The organism is Nostoc sp. C057 (assembly GCF_013393925.1).
In the GTDB taxonomy this organism is placed as follows: Bacteria; Cyanobacteriota; Cyanobacteriia; order Cyanobacteriales; family Nostocaceae; genus Nostoc; species Nostoc muscorum_A.
The window spans coordinates 187,143-206,760 of the sequence record NZ_CP040281.1 but is presented as its reverse complement, the minus strand read 5'-3'; the positions used below and the strand labels follow the sequence as shown (position 1 = coordinate 206,760).

The window sequence follows — 19,618 nt, the reverse complement described above, 5'->3', positions numbered from 1 at the left end:
CTGATAGAGTAGCGGTAGCGTTCGCGTAGCGTCTCGTAGAGAGGAACGAGCGTCTTGATTCTGACTCCTGTTAGCGGTAGCGGGGCGTTTAGCCCATTCTGACTTCTGAATTCTTTTTCAACGAGTGGTTATAAAATTTTTGCCATTTTCTCATTCCCTGCCTGACAAGCAGGGAATGAGAAAAAACTAACTTGCGGCTATATTGCCCCAACCTATGTAGGGTAATCTTGCAGCTGTTGTCCGAACTTGGCTAGCATTCGCCACCAACTGACCGCAAGCATCCCAAGTCCCAGAAATAAATGTGCTTCTTGTACCTTCACCGATCGCAACTGGGGCAGTATAATCATCAATTTGCACTTGCAAAGTTTCCAGATTTACTGTCACGGCGGCTTGAGGATTGGCAGCTACTAACTCTTGCAGTTGTTTAACAGTAGCAGCGTCGGCTGTCAGACAAGGTATACCCATTGCCACACAGTTACCGAAAAAGATTTCTGCGAAGCTTTCACCTATTAAAGCTTGGATTCCCCATTTTGCGATCGCTTGGGGTGCGTGTTCCCGTGATGAACCACAGCCAAAGTTACGGTTGACTATTAAAATATTCGCGCCTTGATATTGCGGTTGGTCAAAGGGATGTTCACCTTTAAGTGCTGTCCGGTCATCGATAAACGCACCTTCGCCTAACCCATCAAAGGTAACGGCTTTTAAATATCGCGCGGGAATAATGCGATCGGTATCTATATCATTTCCCACTAAAGGTATACCGCGCCCTGAAACTGTTTTAACTTCACTCACCATAAACTTTATTTACCTATCATTTCAATGACAGCCTATTAATTTCTACAAATGACCAATGACTAATGACAAATGACCAAAAAATTACAGCAACTCGCGCACATCAGAGACTTCGCCTTTAATTGCAGCAGTAGCAACCATCGCCGGACTCATTAACAATGTCCGACCGGAGGATGAACCCTGCCTTCCTTTAAAGTTGCGATTAGATGAGGAGGCACTGATTTGTCTTCCTTGTAGCTTATCGGGGTTCATGGCTAGGCACATAGAACATCCCGGTTCACGCCATTCAAATCCAGCTTCCTGAAAGATTTTATCCAGTCCTTCAGTTTCCGCCTCTTGTTTCACCCTTTCAGAACCGGGGACAACAAAGGCTTTGATTCCCTCTGCAACATGGCGACCTTTGGCGATTTTCGCCGCTTCCCGTAAATCACTAATTCTGCCGTTGGTGCAACTACCAATAAAGCAGACATCTATTTTAGTGCCCTTGATGGGTTGACCAGGATATAAATCCATATAGCGGTAAGCTTCTTCGGCAATAAATCGGTCTTCTTCGAGCAGTTCTTCTGGTTGAGGCACTAACTGGTTGACACCGATACCTTGACCGGGAGTAATCCCCCAGGTGACGGTAGGAGAAATTTCCGCAGCGTCGAATACGACTACATCGTCGTACTGAGCATCAGCATCGCTCTTGATGGAATCCCACCAAGCCACTGCTTTATCCCAATCTGCATCTTTGGGTGCAAAATCTCTGCCTTTGAGGTAATCGTAGGTGACTTGATCGGGATTGACATAGCCGCATCTAGCACCGCCTTCGATCGCCATATTGCAGACAGTCATCCTCTCTTCCATATTCATTTGTTCAAATGTCGTACCTGCAAATTCGTAGCCATAGCCCACACCACCTTTAACGCCAAGGGTGCGGATGATATGCAGGATGACATCTTTGGCGTAAACTCCTGGGTTCAGGTTGCCGTTAACTTCAATTTTGCGGACTTTGAGTTTTGAGAGGGCGAGGGCTTGGGAAGCGAGAACATCCCGGACTTGACTAGTACCAATACCAAATGCGATCGCACCAAATGCCCCATGACTGGAAGTGTGGCTATCTCCACAAGCGATCGTCATTCCTGGTTGAGTCAGTCCCAGTTCTGGAGCGATGACATGAACTATACCCTGACTACCAGAACCGATGTTGTAAAAAGTTATGTTATTTTCTTGGCAGTTATTTTCGAGCGCCTGAATCATCTCTTCTGCCAAACTATCAACAAAAGGACGCGCCTGATTTTCTGTCGGCACAATATGATCAACTGTGGCAACAGTCCGCTCTGGAAACAGTACTTTTAGACCCCTCTCGCGTAACATAGCAAAGGCCTGGGGACTGGTGACTTCATGAATTAGGTGAAGCCCGATAAATAGTTGCGTCAGCCCAGAGGGAAGTGTACCAACGGTGTGTAAGTCCCAAACTTTATCAAACAGGGTACCTTTGCTCATACGTAAATTAATATTTCAAGAGTCCGGTCTTAAATAGTATCAAAAAAGAGTCTAACTTTTTCCATATAACTTCATAATATTAGTTACATTTTTGTACTCTTATTCCTCTGTGTCGCGCCAGATGCGACAACGAAAAGGCAGTCCCTTTCCTTTGGGTAGGCAATGTCCAACTTGTTCGACGCTATGCTTTTGGTCTTCCGTAACTCATCCGTAAGTCCTAACCAATATTTAAAGCCCCCATCCCGAAAAGATGCGATATTACGGGTATCCTGGTGATGCCCAGTGTGGAATGCTGGTAATAAAGTTGCTAAAACTACGCTTGTAGTAGAAATTGCCTGATTTTGCTCCTTTACATTACTTTAGAGACAGTCTTTGAAAACTCAGCTTAATTCTTCTAGTAGAGGAGAGAGCTAATTAAAAAGCCATATACTGCAATAACCAAGCAATAGTTTGATCGGCTCCTAATTAAAGACCTATTAGGAGCTTTTTTTAATTGATATTTTTTAAGTGATTATCTACCTGTTGGGGCGGTATATAGAAATAAAGCGTAGTTGCGATTAAACTATTCCTTATGGATATTAATGATTGATTCTGATGGTAGATGGATTCAAAAGAGCAAGATTGATAATATGTATTCGTTGAGTAAAAAAACCTTTACCGAATTAATAACAATGAATATTCTTGCTTGGATTGTTTTAGGTCTAATTGCTGGTGCGATCGCTAAAGCTATCTACCCCGGTCATCAAGGTGGCGGTATTCTAGGAACAATCTTATTAGGAATCATCGGCGCTTTTGTTGGTGGTAGTCTTGGAGTCTTTTTCAGTACAGGGACGTTAAGTTTAGCAGCACCGACTCTCAGCATTCCTGGTATTGCAGTAGCAGTTCTTGGTGCAATTGTTGCAGTTTTCCTCTGGAATTTATTAACAAATCGCAGCGCGGTATAAAAGCATAATTGCTGACAATAACTGAAGGTAATTTAGCAAATTTATTTAACTATCGTGAATTAAATCAAAAAAATAGCGCTAGCCTAATCACAGGCTGGTGCTATTTTTTAACTTTTGATCAATCAAAATTTGTAGGATTTTAATGGTGTGCGATCGCTGTTAGCATCGCATATTAGAGACTTGCCATTCAAAAAATATGCTGTTTTGCAGGCGAGCCAGTGCATTACGGTGAAGCAATCCGCACAAGAGGCAGGTTTCGCCCATGAGAAACTGCTATTAGCGTAATGCTTTTACGCCACTAATCCCCGTCACCCGATTAGTGGGACTGAGACAAAAAACAAACACCTATAAAATAGCCTCAAATCTATATGCAGATAGGCTTTGACATCATTTTGTTTGTTTTTTTGATATATCCAGGTTCTATAAAAAAATTATATGCATTCAAATATTACTGTTTTTAGTGGGAAAACTAAGTTTAGTCAAAGTGCAATCTACTAACACTACTAAAGCAGGTATATATGAGCGCGGTTAAACTTCAGGCTAATGATTATCCTATCTCTAAAATATTTAGCAACGATTTTATCTTCACTATTCCTTTATATCAGCGCCCCTATGCCTGGACAACGGAGCAAGCAGGAGAACTGCTTGAAGATTTGGTCACTGCGTTGGGAGATAGTGACAATAAAATTGATGATATAAACCCGTATTTTTTAGGAAATATTGTACTCATCAAAGGAGATAAACCAGATGCCCAAGTTGTGGATGGTCAACAGCGTTTGACTACACTTACTGTATTGCTGGCTGCTTTACGGGCATCAGTTTCCAAAGAAAACATACATATATTAACAAAATATCTTTATCAAGAAGATGATTTTGATCCTAATGATAACGTTTATCGTTTGACTGTGCGTGAGCGAGATGCACAGTTTTTCAAGGAATATATTCAGGATGAAGGTGGTATTGATAAGCTGAAAAATTTACATATTGCTAAACTATCAGATAGTCGTAAAAATTTCAAAGAAAATACATTATTGTTTGTAAAACGCTTACAAAACTTTACCAATACTCAGCTTCTACGGCTTACTCAATTTATCCTTAAAAGATGTTTCTTTGTAGTAGTTTCCACTCCAGATATTGACTCTGCATACAGAATATTTTCTGTAATCAATAATCGAGGGATGGATTTGTCTCATGCTGATATTTTGAAAGCAGAAATTATCGGCAAGATTTCCCTTGAACAACAGGAAAAATACAGTGCTAAGTGGGAAGAAATAGAAGAAAAGCTGGGAAGAGATATATTTAAGAGCCTATTTTCTCACATCAGGATGATTCAGGTAAAATCCAAACCACGTGAAAGTATCCTTAAGGAATTCCTGAATGACATTAAACCAATTAATGCACCTCAACAGTTAATTGATAAAATACTAATTCCTTATGCTGAGGCTTTTTATGAAATTAATAATCTAGCCTATCACAGTGATATCTTAGGAGAAGAAGTAAATCAAAAGTTTAGATGGTTACACTTGATTGATAATTCTGACTGGATACCTCCAGCTATTTTATATCTCTCTCGCAATTACAGCAATCCTGAATTGTTATTACGGTTTTTCACAGATTTAGATCGCCTAGCTTCAGGTCTAATGATTCAACGTAATAATATTAATGAGCGCATAGAACGTTACGGCAAATTACTATATGCTATCGAGATTGGAGAAGATTTGTACGTACCTGATTCACCTCTGCAACTGAAACCTGAAGAACAGGCCATCCGTGAGAGGTTAGAACAAAGTGTTTTTTGTCAATCAGTTAAAATACTCAAAAAATCTTAAACAAGAATGATAATCGTGTTGAGGGTAGGGGGAGGAGGTGAGCGACGCTCACCTCCTCCCCCACCTATATTTGATTATCATTATCTTTAAAATGTTTAACTGCTTTTATAGGAGATGAAAAAGTATTGTAACGACGTAAAAAGTGGGCAGCATTGTTAGGTAAATTCAATTATCAAATGAGGTAATGAAAAGTTTGGTCTACCATTATGCCCAAGCGACAAAAACAAAACTCTGACCACGCGCACAAACATAATACTCCTACTATAGATAATGAGGCGATTTCTCAACACTTAGAAGCTTTATTAACACCAGCAGTTTTTGCTCAACAAAAATATTACAAGCAATTAGGATTACGAGATAGAATTCTGAATTTATCCTTAATGGTGGCAGCAGTATTAACACTGTTGTGGCGACAAGTTCCTGGCATTCAAGAGTTGAATCGTCTGTTAGCACGAGAAGGTTTATTATGGTGTCCTGTTACTAAAGTTGCCCAACAATCTCTTTCTGAAAGATTTTTAGTATTTCCATCTGAATTATTTGAGCGAGTATTTAAAGATCTGCTCCCTCAATTGCAATTTAATTGGCAGCAACGGCTCAGGCGGCACTACCAGATAGTGTTAAGTTTACACTGCGTAATTTTGAACGAATTTGGATTGCTGATGGGTCAACTCTAGAAGCTTTATTTCGGAAGTTAAAAAGCCTGGAAGACTTGAAAGCAGGGCAACTAGCAGGTAAGATTTGTACAATTATTGATTTGGTAACTCGCTTACCTGTCGAAGTTTGGTTTCACACTAATCCCGCAGCATCAGACACTAATTTTGAAGCGGCATTACTAAATTTACTGCCTGCTAAAACTCTGATTTTACTTGACAGAGGTTTTTATCATTTTCAATTTTTGCAACAACTTATTAACCAAGAAGTTCATTTTGTTACACGTTTAAAAGTTAAAGCATCTATTAAATACTTAAAGATTTTTAGCTATGACCATTCGCTTAAAGACCGATTAATTCAACTTGGTACTATTCGTCGTGGCGCACCAGTACTGACTTTACGTCTAATTGAAATAAAAGTCGGTAAAACTAGCTATTCTTACATTACTTCTGTCCTAGACCCGCAAATATTACCTCCCTACGTTGTTGCTGACTTATATCGGAAAAGATGGAGGATTGAAGAAGCTTTCTATGTGGTCAAACGTTTATTGGGACTTTCGTATTTATGGACTGGTTCTATTAATGGTGTGAAGTTACAAGTGTGGGCAACTTGGCTCTTTTATGCAGTATTGGTTGACTTGGGAGATGCGGTTGCAGACGAATTATCTCTGCCATTTGACCGCATTTCTTTAGAGATGATTTTTCGTGGTTTATATCATTTTAGCGTCGCCTATGACAAAGGTAAGGCGGATGACCCAATTCAGTACTTCGCTGCCAAAGAAAATCAAGATTTAGGAGTAGTTAAAGCCCTGCGAAAACCAGTCTCCAAGCTGGATTTATCGCCTTTTCCCGCACCCTCTTGACAAAAGTGCAATCACTCTAACCTCTCACTGATGAGAACAGGCACGTATTATCAAAATCCTAAATGATGACCTTTATTTAATTAGAAAAATTCGACTTTATGTTTTACTACGTTTAGATGCTGCACTCTCAGAAGGAAAAGCTTCATATAACTTCTGTAATATTAGTGTTGAGCATGTACTACCTCAAAATCCAACTTTTGATAGTATGTGGGTACAATCATTTCCTAGCCAGGAAGAACGTGATAAATATGTCCATCGTATGGGAAATTTAGTTTTACTCTCTTCCTCGAAAAACGCTCAAGCGCAAAACTATGACTTTGACCTGAAAAAGCAGAAGTATTTTACAACAAAATCAGGCATTTGTAATTTTGCGCTAACGACACAAGTGTTAATGGAAAAAGAATGGACACCTGAAGTTATCAACAAGCGGCAGCAACAGCTAATTCATCAGCTAAAAGAAGTTTGGCGTTTACAGTAGTAGGTTGGCTAGGTGTGTAGATGCGTAGCTACCCATAGAGGTACGATGAGCTAAATCTACGCACTTACAATCTAAAAAAAGTAGTATTTTTGACAAAAATTGGTTAGTAAATTGATTTTTGATTTAAATAAGTATAAATACGTTCAAATCTACAGATTTCATGAAATTTTCAATAAGTTGCACTGGTCACTACACACAAAACGATGATGTTTCGTTAAGCTGTAAGCGCTATGATTAGAGTTTATTGAACGTCTTATGCACTGGTTATTATCTGGGCCGTTGAGTAGAGAAGAATTGACGGTTAAGATTGTAGGGTTGCCTGCATCATTACAAGGTAAGAAGCTGGTGCAGTTGTCAGATTTTCACTACGATGGTTTGCGGCTGTCGGAAGAGATGCTAGAAAAAGCGATCGCAGTTACTAATGAAGCTAAACCAGATTTAATTTTATTGACTGGTGACTACATAACTGACGATCCAGCACCGATTCACCAACTGATACTTAGACTCAAACATCTGCAAAGTCACAGTGGTATCTATGCTATTCTTGGCAATCACGATATACATTACAAAAACGCAAAAACAGAAGTTACCGATGCCTTTACTAGCATTGGAATCCACGTCCTTTGGAATGAAATAGCCTATCCACTAGGAAAAGAATTACCATTGGTAGGACTAGCTGATTATTGGTCACGGGAATTCTACCCTGCACCTGTGATGAATCAACTAAATCCCGACACTCCACGCATCGTTTTATCCCACAACCCAGATACTGCGGAAATGCTGCAAGCATGGCGAGTTGACTTACAATTATCTGGTCATACTCACGGTGGTCAAATCGTGATTCCCGGAATTGGCCCTGCAATGTTTTTTTACGAAAAACTTGCAAAAAAAATACCTAAAAAAGTGCAGCGTCGATTTCCATTGTTGCAAGAAAATGTTTCTGTAGTCAGACATTGGGAATGGGCACAGGGTTTCCATCAGCTGGGAAAAAATCAGCTATATGTCAATCGTGGTTTGGGAACTTACCTCCCAGGACGCTTATTTTGCCGCCCAGAAGTTACTATAATCACGCTACAGGGTGAGTAAGTAATCCAAATTTCTAAATTCCACAACGAAATCACAGCAGGTATTCTGGCTAATCAGTACCTGTAAATTCGAGTGAGTCCTGCTTAGTTTAGTCTCAGGATTTAAATCAATTCGTTAATTTTATCTTGAGTATGTGACATAAATTATTGCAGTTTCTCAAGTTACATTTTGATATTTGGTAAGCTGTAAGCGCTGGTATGAGGAGTATCGGTTGCCTTATGCATTGGTTGTTTACGGGACATTTAAGAGTAGATAAAATCACGGTTAAGATTGCGGAACTTCCAGCATCTTTACAAGGTACAACGCTAGTGCAGTTGTCAGATTTTCACTACGATGGTTTGCGCTTGTCGGAAGATATGTTAGAAAAAGCGATCGCACTTACTAACGAAGCTGAACCGGATTTGATTCTATTAACTGGTGACTATGTAACTGATGATCCGACACCAATTCACCAATTGGTGCATAGACTCAAACATTTGCAAAGTCGCTGTGGTATCTACGCTGTACTGGGTAATCATGATATCTATTACAGTCATTCAAAAGCAGAAGTTACACAGGCGTTAACTAGCATTGGGGTGCATGTGCTTTGGAATGAAATCGCCTATCCACTAGGAAAAGAATTACCATTTGTAGGACTAGCTGATTATTGGTCACGGGAATTCTACCCTGCACCTGTGATGAATCAACTAGACTCTGTTACACCCCGCATCGTTTTATCCCATAATCCAGATACAGCCAAGATACTGCAACAATGGCGTGTAGATTTGCAACTATCGGGTCATACCCACGGCGGTCACATCGTAATCCCTGGGATTGGGCCTTTAGTATTCCATTATAAAAAGCTACTCAAAAAAATTCCCAAAAAATTAAGGTGTTGGGTAACATTTTTACTAGGAGACTGTTCTAAAGTCGTGCGATATTGGGAGTGGGCGCAAGGGTTTCACAAGGTGCAAGAAAATCAACTATATGTCAACCGGGGTTTAGGAACTTATAAACCAGGACGTTTATTTTGTCCGCCAGAAGTGACTGTAATTACGTTAGTTAGTCATTAGTCATTGGTCATTGGTCATTGGTCTAAATAACCCTCTCCTAAAAAAAGAGATAAATAACAAAGGACAAATGACAAAGGACAAAAATGCATAACACTCAAAGCAGAAACCGCCGGAAGCTACGATGGATAAATATCAGCAGCTTGGGGCGGTTTCTTGAAGATTAGAGAATTCAGAAGTAAGTAACTCAACTAAGGTGGACAGCATTTGTGATCGCTATACTCAGAATTGCACATCCTAACATTCTAACTAGGCAGGCATTTTCTGGCAGTGCGTTTTCAAACCTCCAAAAGAACTCATTGAACTTAAACCAAAACACATTCAATGGATGTCACAACTTCAGAGCGATCACAAGAACATTAGAGCAGGAGGTACAGGCTCTAACTTGAAAGTTTTTCTTAACTTTTAACCTGTTTGTACCCTGCTCTTAATCTAGCATCGTGTTTGTTTAGCTACAAGATACGTTTACCAAACTTGAACACCATTAATTTATCGCAACAATTCCGAAATCTTTCTTAAAAATATTCCCACTTGATTAGATGTTGGCGTTAATGTCAGCATTATCAAGTGGGCTATAAGTTCAGAAGCCGTTATTGAGCAGAACCGCCTGTTGTAGCATCATTTGTGGTAGAAGAACCATTATTAGATGTACTGTTTGACTGGTCTACTCCTTGAGGTGAAGTGGTTTTAGGGGTATCAACTTTTGTACCTGGAGTAGCGGTATTAGTAGAAGTACCACCCTCATTCTGCGAAGTAGGAGTATTAGTAGTTGGACTCGTCGCCGGACTTTGTGTTGCTTTCGGGGCTGGCTGAGTTACAGAAGGTGATTTTTCTGCCGCAGACTGTTGGGGTGGAATAGTAATGTTAATATCCGGTTGGCGAGGTGCAGATTGAGGTGTAACCTGCTGTTGTGGAACAGGGACAGGAACAGGTACTTCTCTAATTCTTTCGATTATCTTCGTTTGTGGTTGAGGAGTTGGACTACTATTACTCGGTACAGGAACCACGACCGGCACAGTAGTGTCAACCGCAGCGTTATTACGTTGGTTGAAGTACCATACCCCACCTATAATCAAACTGACTACAGAAGTAACAATAATACCCAACAGCAAACCACGGCTAGCATTTTCATTGTCACGCTCGGCTAAATCGGTTTGCTGGTAGCTACGCTCGGTATTTCGACCTTGTACGTAACCGTTAGTGTAAGAGTTGGGATTAGGTGTACTGTTCTTGACTGTTTCTGTAGTTCGCGTCAAGTCAGTGTGAATATTACCATTAGTATCAGTGTAAGATTCTTGCTTAATTTCACTGTTTTTGCTTTCGCGTTCATTGGGAATAGACATAACTATTGATTTCACTCCTCGATATGATATTGACAAACTAAAACGTTGTAAGAGAAAGAGGTTTTAATGAGTTTAAAAATCTATGTTGCTGATAAATATTGAGTTTTATTTATTACCCAACTGTTGGTTAATGCCAGAATAACCTCTGAGATCGGACAAGTGGCTCTATCTATAGGAAGTTAATACTTAATCTAGAGAAAGAGCATCCCAAAGATGGATGTTATTAAACTGTCAGGTGATGGATTGATAAAAATCTAGTAAATTACTGAAATCATCTAAATTTTTAATTTGTATTTAGATATCGCATCGCCAAAGCTTAATTGTCATATCTCGACTACCACTAGCTAGGGTTTTGCTATCGGGACTGAAAGCGACGGAGTTAACCCAATCCGAATGGTTATTCAAAGTGTAAAGTTCTTGTCCCGTGTTAACATCCCATAGCTTTACACTGTGATCTGCACTACCACTAGCAAGATACTGACCATCGGGACTAAAAGCGATCGCACAAACATAGCTGCGATGTCCGGCAAGAGTGTTAATTACCTTACCTGTATTGATATTCCATAGCTTGATAGTCTGGTCAGAACTGCTACTAGCTAAAATTTTTCCATCAGGGCTAATGGCGACACACATCACCCAGCCTGAATGCCCGTTGAGAGTTTGCAGCAGTTTGTTACTCTTCAAATTCCACAACTTAATGGTATTATCCGCACTGCCACTGACAAAAATTTGTTGTTTTGGGCAAATAGCAAGGGAGTAAACTAAGCCAGAATGACCTTTGAGGACTTGCAGTAATTGTCCCATCTCTATATGGGAAATCTTGATAGTACTGTCTGTACCGCCACTCAGGATAGTTTGACCATCTGGACTAATGATTACTGAAAAAACTGGGGTTGAATGTACTTTGAGCGTCTTGAGTAATTTACCTGTAAACACTTGCCAAATCATTATGCTGCTATCATCACTGCCACTAACCAGAGTTTGACTATCTGGGCTAAAGGCTAGGCATCTCAAACATTTTGTATGACTAGTGAGAGTATGTAATAATTTCCCTGTATCGAGATGCCAAATCTTGATAGTATTATCACTACTTCCACTAGCCAAAGTTTGCCCATCTGGACTGATTGCAGTTGTAGAAACCCAGTTGAGATGAGTCAGAGTGTGTACACATTTCCAGGGTGAAGGTTGAGACTCTGATTTAGGTGGTGGCGGCGTTACTGGCTTTGGTGGTGGTGATGTAGGTTTGGGTGCTGCTTTTTTCTGTTTCAGTTCCAGTTGTATAGAATTTCTAAAATCTGACTCGGCTCTATTTTCATATCCTAGTTTCAAGCAAGCAAGCCCTCGGTATTTGTAAGCTTCAAAGTAGTTGGGGTTGAGACGAATCGCTTGGGTAAAGTCTTCAATTGCTTCAGTATATTTTCCTTTTTGAGCTTTCTCCATCCCCAGTTTGTAGAAACTTTCAGCATTAGATGGAGTGAAATCAATTTTGATAGAAGTGGAAGCAGATTGATTTGTCTCATCCGGCTGATAAGACTTTAACCTTGCATAGGCTTGATTGATTTCTTTAATTTTCTCTTCCGCTTCTAACTTTTGCTGCGGTTCAAAAAAACAATCTGGATGCCAAGTTTTAGCCATCTGACGGTAAGCTTGCTTGACCTCATCAACAGATGCACCTGGTTTCAACCCAAGAATATTGTAAACATGATTTATATCAAAGCGATCGCTCATACTAGAAAATCAGCAGCAAATCCAACTCTACTTAGTATTCCCTGGTATAAGTAATATCTAACTCAAGATACGGTGTCGCCGTCTGAAGCGTCTTAAACTATATTCGCTTCTCATCTCCAACGCCGATTTAGCCGCAATATCTTTTTAATTCCCTGACAAAATCTTTCTAGCAGAGGTCTAGGCTTTGATACATATCTAGGCGATCGCACTCTCCTTGTAGCACCGGGATTTTTTAACCCTTGTTCTATTTGTGCAGCTTTATTTAAATCTGAAGCGGCTCTATATTCGTATCCCAGTTGAGAGCAAACTAGCCCACGATATTTATATGCGTCAACATAGTGAGGATTGAGACGAATTGCATGGGTAAAATCTGCGATCGCATCCTCATATCTTCCTTCCGTGGCATTCTCTACCCCTAAAGTATAGAAAGCTTCCGCATCCCAACGATTGACAGATATTTTTGTGGGAGTTTTAGGCGAAGATGAAGAGGGATTTTCTGAAATGGGAGGCTCGGATGGACTTTCTGATTTGAGCTTGTTGTAAGCTACGTTAATTAATTTGATTTTTTCCTCAGCTTCCTGTTTTTGCTTTGGATCAAAAAAGCGATCGGGATGCCAAATTTTTACCAGTTTACGGTAAGTTCGCTTCACCTGTGCTTGAGACGCACCGGGTTCTAGCCCAAGAATTTCATAAGCATCATTGATATCGAAGCGTAGACGTTTCGGCTTGTCGTTAGACATCGCGCATACTGAAAAAATCGGCAACTATATACTATGTTAACTATTCCCCTCAATTTCCTCCAATCAACCCAAACGCCCCATTCTGGTTATCACTGGGATGGCGGTAGTCGCCGCTTTTTTGAAGGTTGGTATTACCGCGTCACTTTACCAGAAATTGGGCAAACATTCGCCTTTATGTACTCCATCGAAGACCCCATCGGCGGGAAACCCCACAGTGGCGGTGCAGCCCAAGTTCTCGGCCCTGATGATGAGTATTTATGTCGTACTTTTCCTGATGTCAAGAAATTTTGGGGGAGTCGGGATGTTTTGGGTTTAGGTCATTGGGGTAAAACAGATTTGCAAATTGCTCCTCTATACCTTTTACCAGCAGAGTTTGAGCATCATGTTCAAGAGGGATATCAAGCCACAGCTACCTTAAATCAGGGAATAATTCGCGAACCTGCAACCAATAATTATTGCCGTTGGGAGTATGAAATTCAACCAGTATACGGTTGGGGTAATAAAAATAGCATTCAGCAATCAACCGCAGGCTGGCTCTCATTCTCGCAGATTTTTGAACCCGGATGGCAAATTTTGATGGCTCATGGTTTAGCCAGTGGGAAGATTGACTGGAATGGCAAAATCTATGAATTCACCAACGCCCCAGCTTATGGAGAGAAAAATTGGGGTGGTGCTTTTCCGCAAAAATGGTTTTGGCTAAATTGTAATTGCTTTGAAGGCGAACCCGACTTAGCATTAACAGCTGGCGGTGGACGGCGGGGTGTGCTGTGGTGGATGGAATCTGTAGCGATGATTGGGTTGCACTATCAAGGCAAGTTTTATGAATTCGTTCCCTGGAATTCACAAGTAGACTGGGAAATTCAGCCTTGGGGTAGATGGCAAATGAAAGCTACGAATTCTAATTATGAAATTGAATTGACAGGAACCACAGATTTAGCTGGTACGCCTCTGCGTGCGCCCACAGAGGATGGTTTAAGATACTGTTGCCGAGACACCATGCAAGGAAAGTTAAATTTAGAGTTACGAGAATTAAATGGGAAAAAATCTAAAATAATCCTAAAAGCAGAAAGTTTTCTTTGTGGTTTAGAAGTAGGCGGCGGCTCTTGGGATAATGTTTGGCAGTCTCGGTAAAAGTACTGCTATAATTATATATGCTTCATAGTTGGGGTTGTAGCTCAGTTGGATAGAGCGGACGCCTCCTAAGCGTCAGGTCGTGCGTTCGAGCCGCACCAGTCCCGTAACCAAAGAAATCCCTAAGACCTTGACGAATAGCAGGTAATAGGGATTTTATTTTTACCGTAGTAGCTGGAAAAGATTACTGCATAACATTATCAAGGATCTGAGTGAAGCTTTTCGGTTGATTGATTTCTCTAGTCAGGCATGGGTTATGATTGATGCGATTATCCATGAATGGCATGAGAGTGCTATTGCGATCGCTAGTCCTGAGTTAGCAGCAGCTTTTAGTGCCGAGATTGACGAAGTACCATTAACTAAGCCATCTGCTCAAGGTGTTGTGTGAATTTGAGTGATGTCAGAAAATTCTCCAGAAATTCCAATAATAGAAAATGTGGAGCCGCCAGAAGTTAAACTGATGGAAAAATTAAAAAGCTCGTAGATACTGATTATCCATTCGTGAGGATAAAAGTCTATTGAGTTAAGCCAGCGATCGCTACCTCCAATGATAAGAGCGATCGCGCATTAAACTAGTGGCAAGCAATAAATGGTGTTGCGATCAATATACGTACAACCATAAAATTTTTAACCAATTTGATAGCTAATTACGCAAAATTACGTAAGCTATTCAGCTTGTTTCCGATTATAAATAAATAGCGAAAATACTCAAATCTAGCTACACATTAACTAAATAAAACTGAAATTTATTGGAAGTGTACAGAAAGTAAAATTTCTGTAGTTATAAAAAATTAGCAATAGGTTTTAAAATGAGCAATAAGTTATACAAAGTATTTGAAGAAGTAGAACAAAATGCCCAGCTTCTCTCTAAATATTGGCATAATTTTTCTACCGAAATATCTGAGCATTTGCCAGAGACATATCACGCCGAATTAGAAGAACTTTCTAACAAATTAGAGATAGCTATTGATAATTTAGTAGATGAACTTCAAAATCCTACTCTTACCCTTGCGACAACAGGAACTACCCATCCGTGAGAGGTTAGAACAAAGTGTTTTTTGTCAATCAGTTAAAATACTCAAAAAATCTTAAACAAGAATGATAATCGTGTTGAGGGTAGGGGGAGGAGGTGAGCGACGCTCACCTCCTCCCCCACCTATATTTGATTATCATTATCTTTAAAATGTTTAACTGCTTTTATAGGAGATGAAAAAGTATTGTAACGACGTAAAAAGTGGGCAGCATTGTTAGGTAAATTCAATTATCAAATGAGGTAATGAAAAGTTTGGTCTACCATTATGCCCAAGCGACAAAAACAAAACTCTGACCACGCGCACAAACATAATACTCCTACTATAGATAATGAGGCGATTTCTCAACACTTAGAAGCTTTATTAACACCAGCAGTTTTTGCTCAACAAAAATATTACAAGCAATTAGAATTACGAGATAGAATTCTGAATTTATCCTTAATGGTGGCAGCAGTATTAACACTGTTGTGGCGACAAGTTCCTGGCATTCAAGAGTTGAATCGTCTGTTAGCACGAGAAGGTTTATTATGGTGTCCTGTTACTAAAGTTGCCCAACAATCTCTTTCTGAAAGATTTTTAGTATTTCCATCTGAATTATTTGAGCGAGTATTTAAAGATCTGCTCCCTCAATTGCAATTTAATTGGCAGCAACGGCTCAGGCGGCCACTACCAGATAGTGTTAAGTTTACACTGCGTAATTTTGAACGAATTTGGATTGCTGATGGGTCAACTCTAGAAGCTTTATTTCGGAAGTTAAAAAGCCTGGAAGACTTGAAAGCAGGGCAACTAGCAGGTAAGATTTGTACAATTATTGATTTGGTAACTCGCTTACCTGTCGAAGTTTGGTTTCACACTAATCCCGCAGCATCAGACACTAATTTTGAAGCGGCATTACTAAATTTACTGCCTGCTAAAACTCTGATTTTACTTGACAGAGGTTTTTATCATTTTCAATTTTTGCAACAACTTATTAACCAAGAAGTTCATTTTGTTACACGTTTAAAAGTTAAAGCATCTATTAAATACTTAAAGATTTTTAGCTATGACCATTCGCTTAAAGACCGATTAATTCAACTTGGTACTATTCGTCGTGGCGCACCAGTACTGACTTTACGTCTAATTGAAATAAAAGTCGGTAAAACTAGCTATTCTTACATTACTTCTGTCCTAGACCCGCAAATATTACCTCCCTACGTTGTTGCTGACTTATATCGGAAAAGATGGAGGATTGAAGAAGCTTTCTATGTGGTCAAACGTTTATTGGGACTTTCGTATTTATGGACTGGTTCTATTAATGGTGTGAAGTTACAAGTGTGGGCAACTTGGCTCTTTTATGCAGTATTGGTTGACTTGGGAGATGCGGTTGCAGACGAATTATCTCTGCCATTTGACCGCATTTCTTTAGAGATGATTTTTCGTGGTTTATATCATTTTAGCGTCGCCTATGACAAAGGTAAGGCGGATGACCCAATTCAGTACTTCGCTGCCAAAGAAAATCAAGATTTAGGAGTAGTTAAAGCCCTGCGAAAACCAGTCTCCAAGCTGGATTTATCGCCTTTTCCCGCACCCTCTTGACAAAAGTGCAATCACTCTAACCTCTCACTGATGGGAACTACCAGTAGTGGTAAAAGCACTTTAGTAAATCTATTATGTGGAGCAGAAATTGTTCCTGTCGCTGTCAGCGAAATGAGCGCCGGAGCAGTAACCATAGAATACAACGAAACAAAATCTTTAATAATCCATGAAACTCCAGGAGCATTATGGGAGTGTGGAGAATGGACAGGTATTAGTGATGAGCGAATTTATGAACGCTTATACGATGTCATGATAAGTTACATCGATAATAGAGAAAAACAAGCTAATTTAGCTTGCCCTCAATCGACCATATCTTACCCTTTCAGACTCATCAAAGAATCGAAACTGGAATTACCCAGAGGTGTAAAGGTACGAATTTTGGATTTGCCTGGTTTAGCGTATGTGGGCGATGAAGGTAATACAAATGTGATTAAACAGTGTCGTGAGGCATTGTGCTTAGTAACATATAACAGTGCAGAAACCGACAAAGAAAAAGTTAGAAGCTTGCTGCAAGAAGTAGTTGAGTAGGTAAAAGATTTAGGTGGTTCTCCTGCACGTATGCTGTTTATTCTCAATCGTATTGACATTTTTAGAACAGATAGAAACTGGCCAGAAACAGAGAATCGTTTTGTTGAAGATGCAATAAGTAAAATTAAGTACGAACTCTCCGAACAGCTAAAAGAGTATACAGAAGAGATCGACACATTACAGGTTATAAAACTGAGTACATGGGCTGCTTTACTGGCACTACAAATAAAAAATAATGATGAAATATATAGTGCAGAAGCATCTAAGAAAGCACGAAACAATTTTTTAGAATTAATTGATGAGAATATATTAGAAGACCTTCCATTTAAAACAGAAAGATGGTCTAGAAATGACCGAAATAGGGTTGCTGATGCATTATGGCAAAAGTCTTATGCAGAAGAATTTGAGCAATGTTTAAGAGAGCATATTAGTCAACATTTTCCACGGTTAGTAATTCCCCAAGCTATAGAACGTTTTAATATTGCTGCTGGTAATGCTATTACGGAGTGGGCTTTACAGACAACAAGTGCGATTTTGAATAGTTCAGAAGAAAAATATCAAGAGGAATGTGAAAGGATATCATCGACTCGGTTACAACTAGACCGTTTTCTACAACTCAGCAATACTAAGTTAAGAGAGCCTTTTGAAAAAATAGATAAGAAAATTAAAGAAGTTCTAGCAGATGAGTCAGAAGATGATCTAGTACTATATTTAGAAAAGAGTATAAGAAGCCTTAATGATATTGAGGAATACAATGAATTAAAAGAAAAACTATATCCACTTTTTGGATGGCGAAATGATATAGGCCGAGGAATAAACCAAATATTAGAACCAGTCGCAAAGTCTTTAGATACTGGAAAAATCAGTCTAGATTCTCCCAATTTAAAAAAAGCAAATGTTTTAAATGTAAATTTGTTGGCAAATTGTTTAAGGAGACTAGTTAATTTAGGATACACAGGTTCTATTGCTAAGGCAGGCAAAATAATGGAAGCTAGAACTGAAGATGAGAAAAAAAGGCTTAAACAATTAAATGAAGAGTTAAACGAACTTGCAATTCACTTAAATATAGTTATGGACGATGTACTGAAGCAAATAGTTAATCAAGAATTAGATAGGATGTACCAGGCAGTAGTTGAGCTTTTCAAATGCCATTTATCTCATCTTGAAAAAGGTACAAATAATATTGCACCTAATGTTGCTATCAAATTTCCTGATTCCAAACTTATAAAAATTGATAGAAAACCAAAATTTAATTTAAGCTTTAAAGCTGGATTTGCAATTACACCAGGAACTTGGGAAGAACAAATACAAGTTTTAAAAACAAAAAGAACTTGGTATACATTGTGGATTGCTAAAAAAACATATTACGAAATTGAATATAAAACTCGTTCTAGTAATAATGCAGAAATCCCTAGTACAGAAAAGTTACTTAATAATTGGCAAATTCAGCTTAAGCAAGAAGATAAACAAATAGTAACAGAAGTTTCACGATGGCTACTAGAACAAATTGATTGTTTAAAAAAAAATGTAGATGAGGTTCAGGAAGAAGTTATTAATCGATATCAAGAAAGGCTTGATACTGCAAACAGAGAGATTAGCATAGATTATGAGATGCAAAAAAATATCTGGCAACCTATGCAACAAAAATCTCAAAGCCTTGCACAAGAATTTTTTAAGTTGGAAGATTTTCTGAATTATGAATAACAAATTTAGATATTAAATTTATTAACTAAATGTCTGAATTCACTGCAATCTATCTAAGATACTCCTTTCACTTTATTTTAAAATTATTAGTTATGCTAATAATTTTATGTTTTTTACCTAGTCTTATTAAGAGGAAAAATAAATGCCAGGAATTTTTGAAAATATAGGTCGTCAGCTTGACAATATAGGCCGTCTTATTGATAATGTTGTCTCCCCAAAAGAACAAAAAACGCAACAAAAGCCAGTAGACAGGGCAAGAATTTCACAACCTGTAGATAATTCTCTACAGAAATTGACTGTAGCTTTACATCTCGTTGTACCAGTCTTTGTAGTTAATAATACAAAAGAAAATCATTTAATTACAGCTTCTGATATAGAGAAACTAATAGATAATGCACGATATTTCTTATGTACCAAATCTGCTGTTCCAGACTTAATAGAGGACTTTTTGAAATTCACAGACGAGAATATTTCAACTATTCATGAACGAAGTGAAATTTACATCAGAATTAATATTCCTGATGGGCAAGAAATGCTTGATAAAAAAGTTCCATATATTTTAAAGCGAAATCTACCCTCTCATGGACAAGGTGTTGTAAGAAAAATAGCTTGTCTCGAAGATTTATCGGGCTTAGAAAAATTTAACCGTATTTAAGGAG

General features: G+C 38.9%; 16 protein-coding genes, 1 tRNA gene and 2 pseudogenes. 14 read left to right on the top strand and 5 right to left on the bottom strand.

Annotation, left to right across the window (positions count from 1 at the left end; all coding sequences use genetic code 11):
* Positions 1 to 186: 186 nt before the first annotated feature.
* Together leuD and leuC are read right to left on the bottom strand one after the other, a co-directional pair.
* Positions 187 to 795 (bottom strand): 3-isopropylmalate dehydratase small subunit, encoded by a 609-nt coding sequence (gene leuD, locus FD724_RS00770; RefSeq protein WP_114080175.1) that lies wholly within the window; start codon positions 793 to 795, stop codon positions 187 to 189.
* 81 nt (positions 796 to 876) lie between these two features.
* The gene (leuC, locus tag FD724_RS00765) at positions 877 to 2,280 is read right to left on the bottom strand and encodes a 3-isopropylmalate dehydratase large subunit (RefSeq protein WP_179071253.1); all 1,404 of its coding nucleotides are present in this window, start codon (positions 2,278 to 2,280) and stop codon (positions 877 to 879) included.
* Positions 2,281 to 2,951: 671 nt separating this feature from the next.
* Between leuC and FD724_RS00760 the strand changes: the two genes are divergently transcribed.
* The 6 genes and pseudogenes from FD724_RS00760 (at position 2,952) to FD724_RS00735 (ending at position 9,182) form a co-directional block, all read left to right on the top strand.
* Complete coding sequence (locus FD724_RS00760; RefSeq protein ID WP_012406985.1) at positions 2,952 to 3,224, top strand: GlsB/YeaQ/YmgE family stress response membrane protein; 273 nt, start codon at positions 2,952 to 2,954, stop codon at positions 3,222 to 3,224.
* A gap of 518 nt (positions 3,225 to 3,742) precedes the next feature.
* The gene (locus FD724_RS00755) at positions 3,743 to 5,053 is read left to right on the top strand and encodes a DUF262 domain-containing protein (RefSeq protein ID WP_256874415.1); all 1,311 of its coding nucleotides are present in this window, start codon (positions 3,743 to 3,745) and stop codon (positions 5,051 to 5,053) included.
* A gap of 206 nt (positions 5,054 to 5,259) precedes the next feature.
* Positions 5,260 to 6,554, top strand: a pseudogene (locus tag FD724_RS00750) (IS4 family transposase); the annotation flags it as partial.
* 58 nt (positions 6,555 to 6,612) lie between these two features.
* Entirely contained in the window at positions 6,613 to 7,044 is a 432-nt protein-coding gene (locus tag FD724_RS00745; protein WP_306297103.1) for an HNH endonuclease family protein, read from the top strand.
* Between the two features lie 255 nt (positions 7,045 to 7,299).
* Positions 7,300 to 8,130: a metallophosphoesterase gene (locus FD724_RS00740; protein ID WP_179071252.1), complete on the top strand. Its 831-nt coding sequence runs from the start codon at positions 7,300 to 7,302 to the stop codon at positions 8,128 to 8,130.
* 218 nt (positions 8,131 to 8,348) lie between these two features.
* Entirely contained in the window at positions 8,349 to 9,182 is an 834-nt protein-coding gene (locus FD724_RS00735; RefSeq protein WP_174709181.1) for a metallophosphoesterase, read from the top strand.
* 587 nt (positions 9,183 to 9,769) lie between these two features.
* On the opposite strand, the gene FD724_RS00730 is transcribed toward FD724_RS00735, so the two are convergent.
* From FD724_RS00730 to FD724_RS00720, 3 genes are all read right to left on the bottom strand, one after another.
* A complete protein-coding gene (locus FD724_RS00730; RefSeq protein WP_114080180.1) occupies positions 9,770 to 10,522 on the bottom strand; it encodes a hypothetical protein in 753 nt (250 codons plus the stop codon).
* A gap of 294 nt (positions 10,523 to 10,816) precedes the next feature.
* Positions 10,817 to 12,250 (bottom strand): DnaJ domain-containing protein, encoded by a 1,434-nt coding sequence (locus tag FD724_RS00725; RefSeq protein ID WP_179071251.1) that lies wholly within the window; start codon positions 12,248 to 12,250, stop codon positions 10,817 to 10,819.
* Positions 12,251 to 12,360: 110 nt separating this feature from the next.
* Entirely contained in the window at positions 12,361 to 12,990 is a 630-nt protein-coding gene (locus FD724_RS00720; protein WP_179071250.1) for a DnaJ domain-containing protein, read from the bottom strand.
* Between the two features lie 33 nt (positions 12,991 to 13,023).
* On the opposite strand from FD724_RS00720, the gene FD724_RS00715 reads away from it, so the two are divergent.
* The 8 genes and pseudogenes from FD724_RS00715 to FD724_RS00685 all read left to right on the top strand — a co-directional run bounded on the left by FD724_RS00715 (position 13,024) and on the right by FD724_RS00685 (position 19,614).
* Positions 13,024 to 14,121 (top strand): tocopherol cyclase family protein, encoded by a 1,098-nt coding sequence (locus FD724_RS00715; protein ID WP_179071249.1) that lies wholly within the window; start codon positions 13,024 to 13,026, stop codon positions 14,119 to 14,121.
* 33 nt (positions 14,122 to 14,154) lie between these two features.
* Positions 14,155 to 14,228: transfer RNA gene (locus FD724_RS00710), tRNA-Arg, on the top strand.
* A 149-nt stretch (positions 14,229 to 14,377) separates the two neighbouring features.
* Positions 14,378 to 14,509, top strand: a complete 132-nt coding sequence (locus FD724_RS00705) for a hypothetical protein (RefSeq protein WP_256874414.1) — start codon at positions 14,378 to 14,380, stop codon at positions 14,507 to 14,509.
* Between the two features lie 421 nt (positions 14,510 to 14,930).
* Positions 14,931 to 15,158, top strand: coding sequence for a hypothetical protein (locus tag FD724_RS00700; protein ID WP_179071248.1), 228 nt, complete (start codon positions 14,931 to 14,933; stop codon positions 15,156 to 15,158).
* A 261-nt stretch (positions 15,159 to 15,419) separates the two neighbouring features.
* A pseudogene (locus tag FD724_RS00695) lies at positions 15,420 to 16,715 on the top strand (IS4 family transposase); the annotation flags it as partial.
* 42 nt (positions 16,716 to 16,757) lie between these two features.
* Positions 16,758 to 17,255, top strand: a complete 498-nt coding sequence (locus FD724_RS40245; RefSeq protein ID WP_218651491.1) for a dynamin family protein — start codon at positions 16,758 to 16,760, stop codon at positions 17,253 to 17,255.
* A gap of 30 nt (positions 17,256 to 17,285) precedes the next feature.
* The gene (locus FD724_RS00690; protein ID WP_218651490.1) at positions 17,286 to 18,959 is read left to right on the top strand and encodes a GTPase; all 1,674 of its coding nucleotides are present in this window, start codon (positions 17,286 to 17,288) and stop codon (positions 18,957 to 18,959) included.
* A gap of 142 nt (positions 18,960 to 19,101) precedes the next feature.
* The gene (locus FD724_RS00685; protein WP_179071246.1) at positions 19,102 to 19,614 is read left to right on the top strand and encodes a hypothetical protein; all 513 of its coding nucleotides are present in this window, start codon (positions 19,102 to 19,104) and stop codon (positions 19,612 to 19,614) included.
* Positions 19,615 to 19,618 lie beyond the last annotated feature (4 nt).

What these genes read in the sequence shown, in the direction of transcription:
- leuD (WP_114080175.1), bottom strand. Translation starts at nt 795, where the DNA reads ATGGTGAGTGAAGTTAAAACAGTTTCAGGGCGCGGTATACCTTTAGTG.
- leuC (WP_179071253.1), bottom strand. Translation starts at nt 2,280, where the DNA reads ATGAGCAAAGGTACCCTGTTTGATAAAGTTTGGGACTTACACACCGTT.
- FD724_RS00760 (WP_012406985.1), top strand. Translation starts at nt 2,952, where the DNA reads ATGAATATTCTTGCTTGGATTGTTTTAGGTCTAATTGCTGGTGCGATC.
- FD724_RS00755 (WP_256874415.1), top strand. Translation starts at nt 3,743, where the DNA reads ATGAGCGCGGTTAAACTTCAGGCTAATGATTATCCTATCTCTAAAATA.
- FD724_RS00740 (WP_179071252.1), top strand. Translation starts at nt 7,300, where the DNA reads ATGCACTGGTTATTATCTGGGCCGTTGAGTAGAGAAGAATTGACGGTT.
- FD724_RS00735 (WP_174709181.1), top strand. Translation starts at nt 8,349, where the DNA reads ATGCATTGGTTGTTTACGGGACATTTAAGAGTAGATAAAATCACGGTT.
- FD724_RS00730 (WP_114080180.1), bottom strand. Translation starts at nt 10,522, where the DNA reads ATGTCTATTCCCAATGAACGCGAAAGCAAAAACAGTGAAATTAAGCAA.
- FD724_RS00725 (WP_179071251.1), bottom strand. Translation starts at nt 12,250, where the DNA reads ATGAGCGATCGCTTTGATATAAATCATGTTTACAATATTCTTGGGTTG.
- FD724_RS00720 (WP_179071250.1), bottom strand. Translation starts at nt 12,990, where the DNA reads ATGTCTAACGACAAGCCGAAACGTCTACGCTTCGATATCAATGATGCT.
- FD724_RS00715 (WP_179071249.1), top strand. Translation starts at nt 13,024, where the DNA reads ATGTTAACTATTCCCCTCAATTTCCTCCAATCAACCCAAACGCCCCAT.
- FD724_RS00705 (WP_256874414.1), top strand. Translation starts at nt 14,378, where the DNA reads ATGATTGATGCGATTATCCATGAATGGCATGAGAGTGCTATTGCGATC.
- FD724_RS00700 (WP_179071248.1), top strand. Translation starts at nt 14,931, where the DNA reads ATGAGCAATAAGTTATACAAAGTATTTGAAGAAGTAGAACAAAATGCC.
- FD724_RS40245 (WP_218651491.1), top strand. Translation starts at nt 16,758, where the DNA reads ATGGGAACTACCAGTAGTGGTAAAAGCACTTTAGTAAATCTATTATGT.
- FD724_RS00690 (WP_218651490.1), top strand. Translation starts at nt 17,286, where the DNA reads ATGCTGTTTATTCTCAATCGTATTGACATTTTTAGAACAGATAGAAAC.
- FD724_RS00685 (WP_179071246.1), top strand. Translation starts at nt 19,102, where the DNA reads ATGCCAGGAATTTTTGAAAATATAGGTCGTCAGCTTGACAATATAGGC.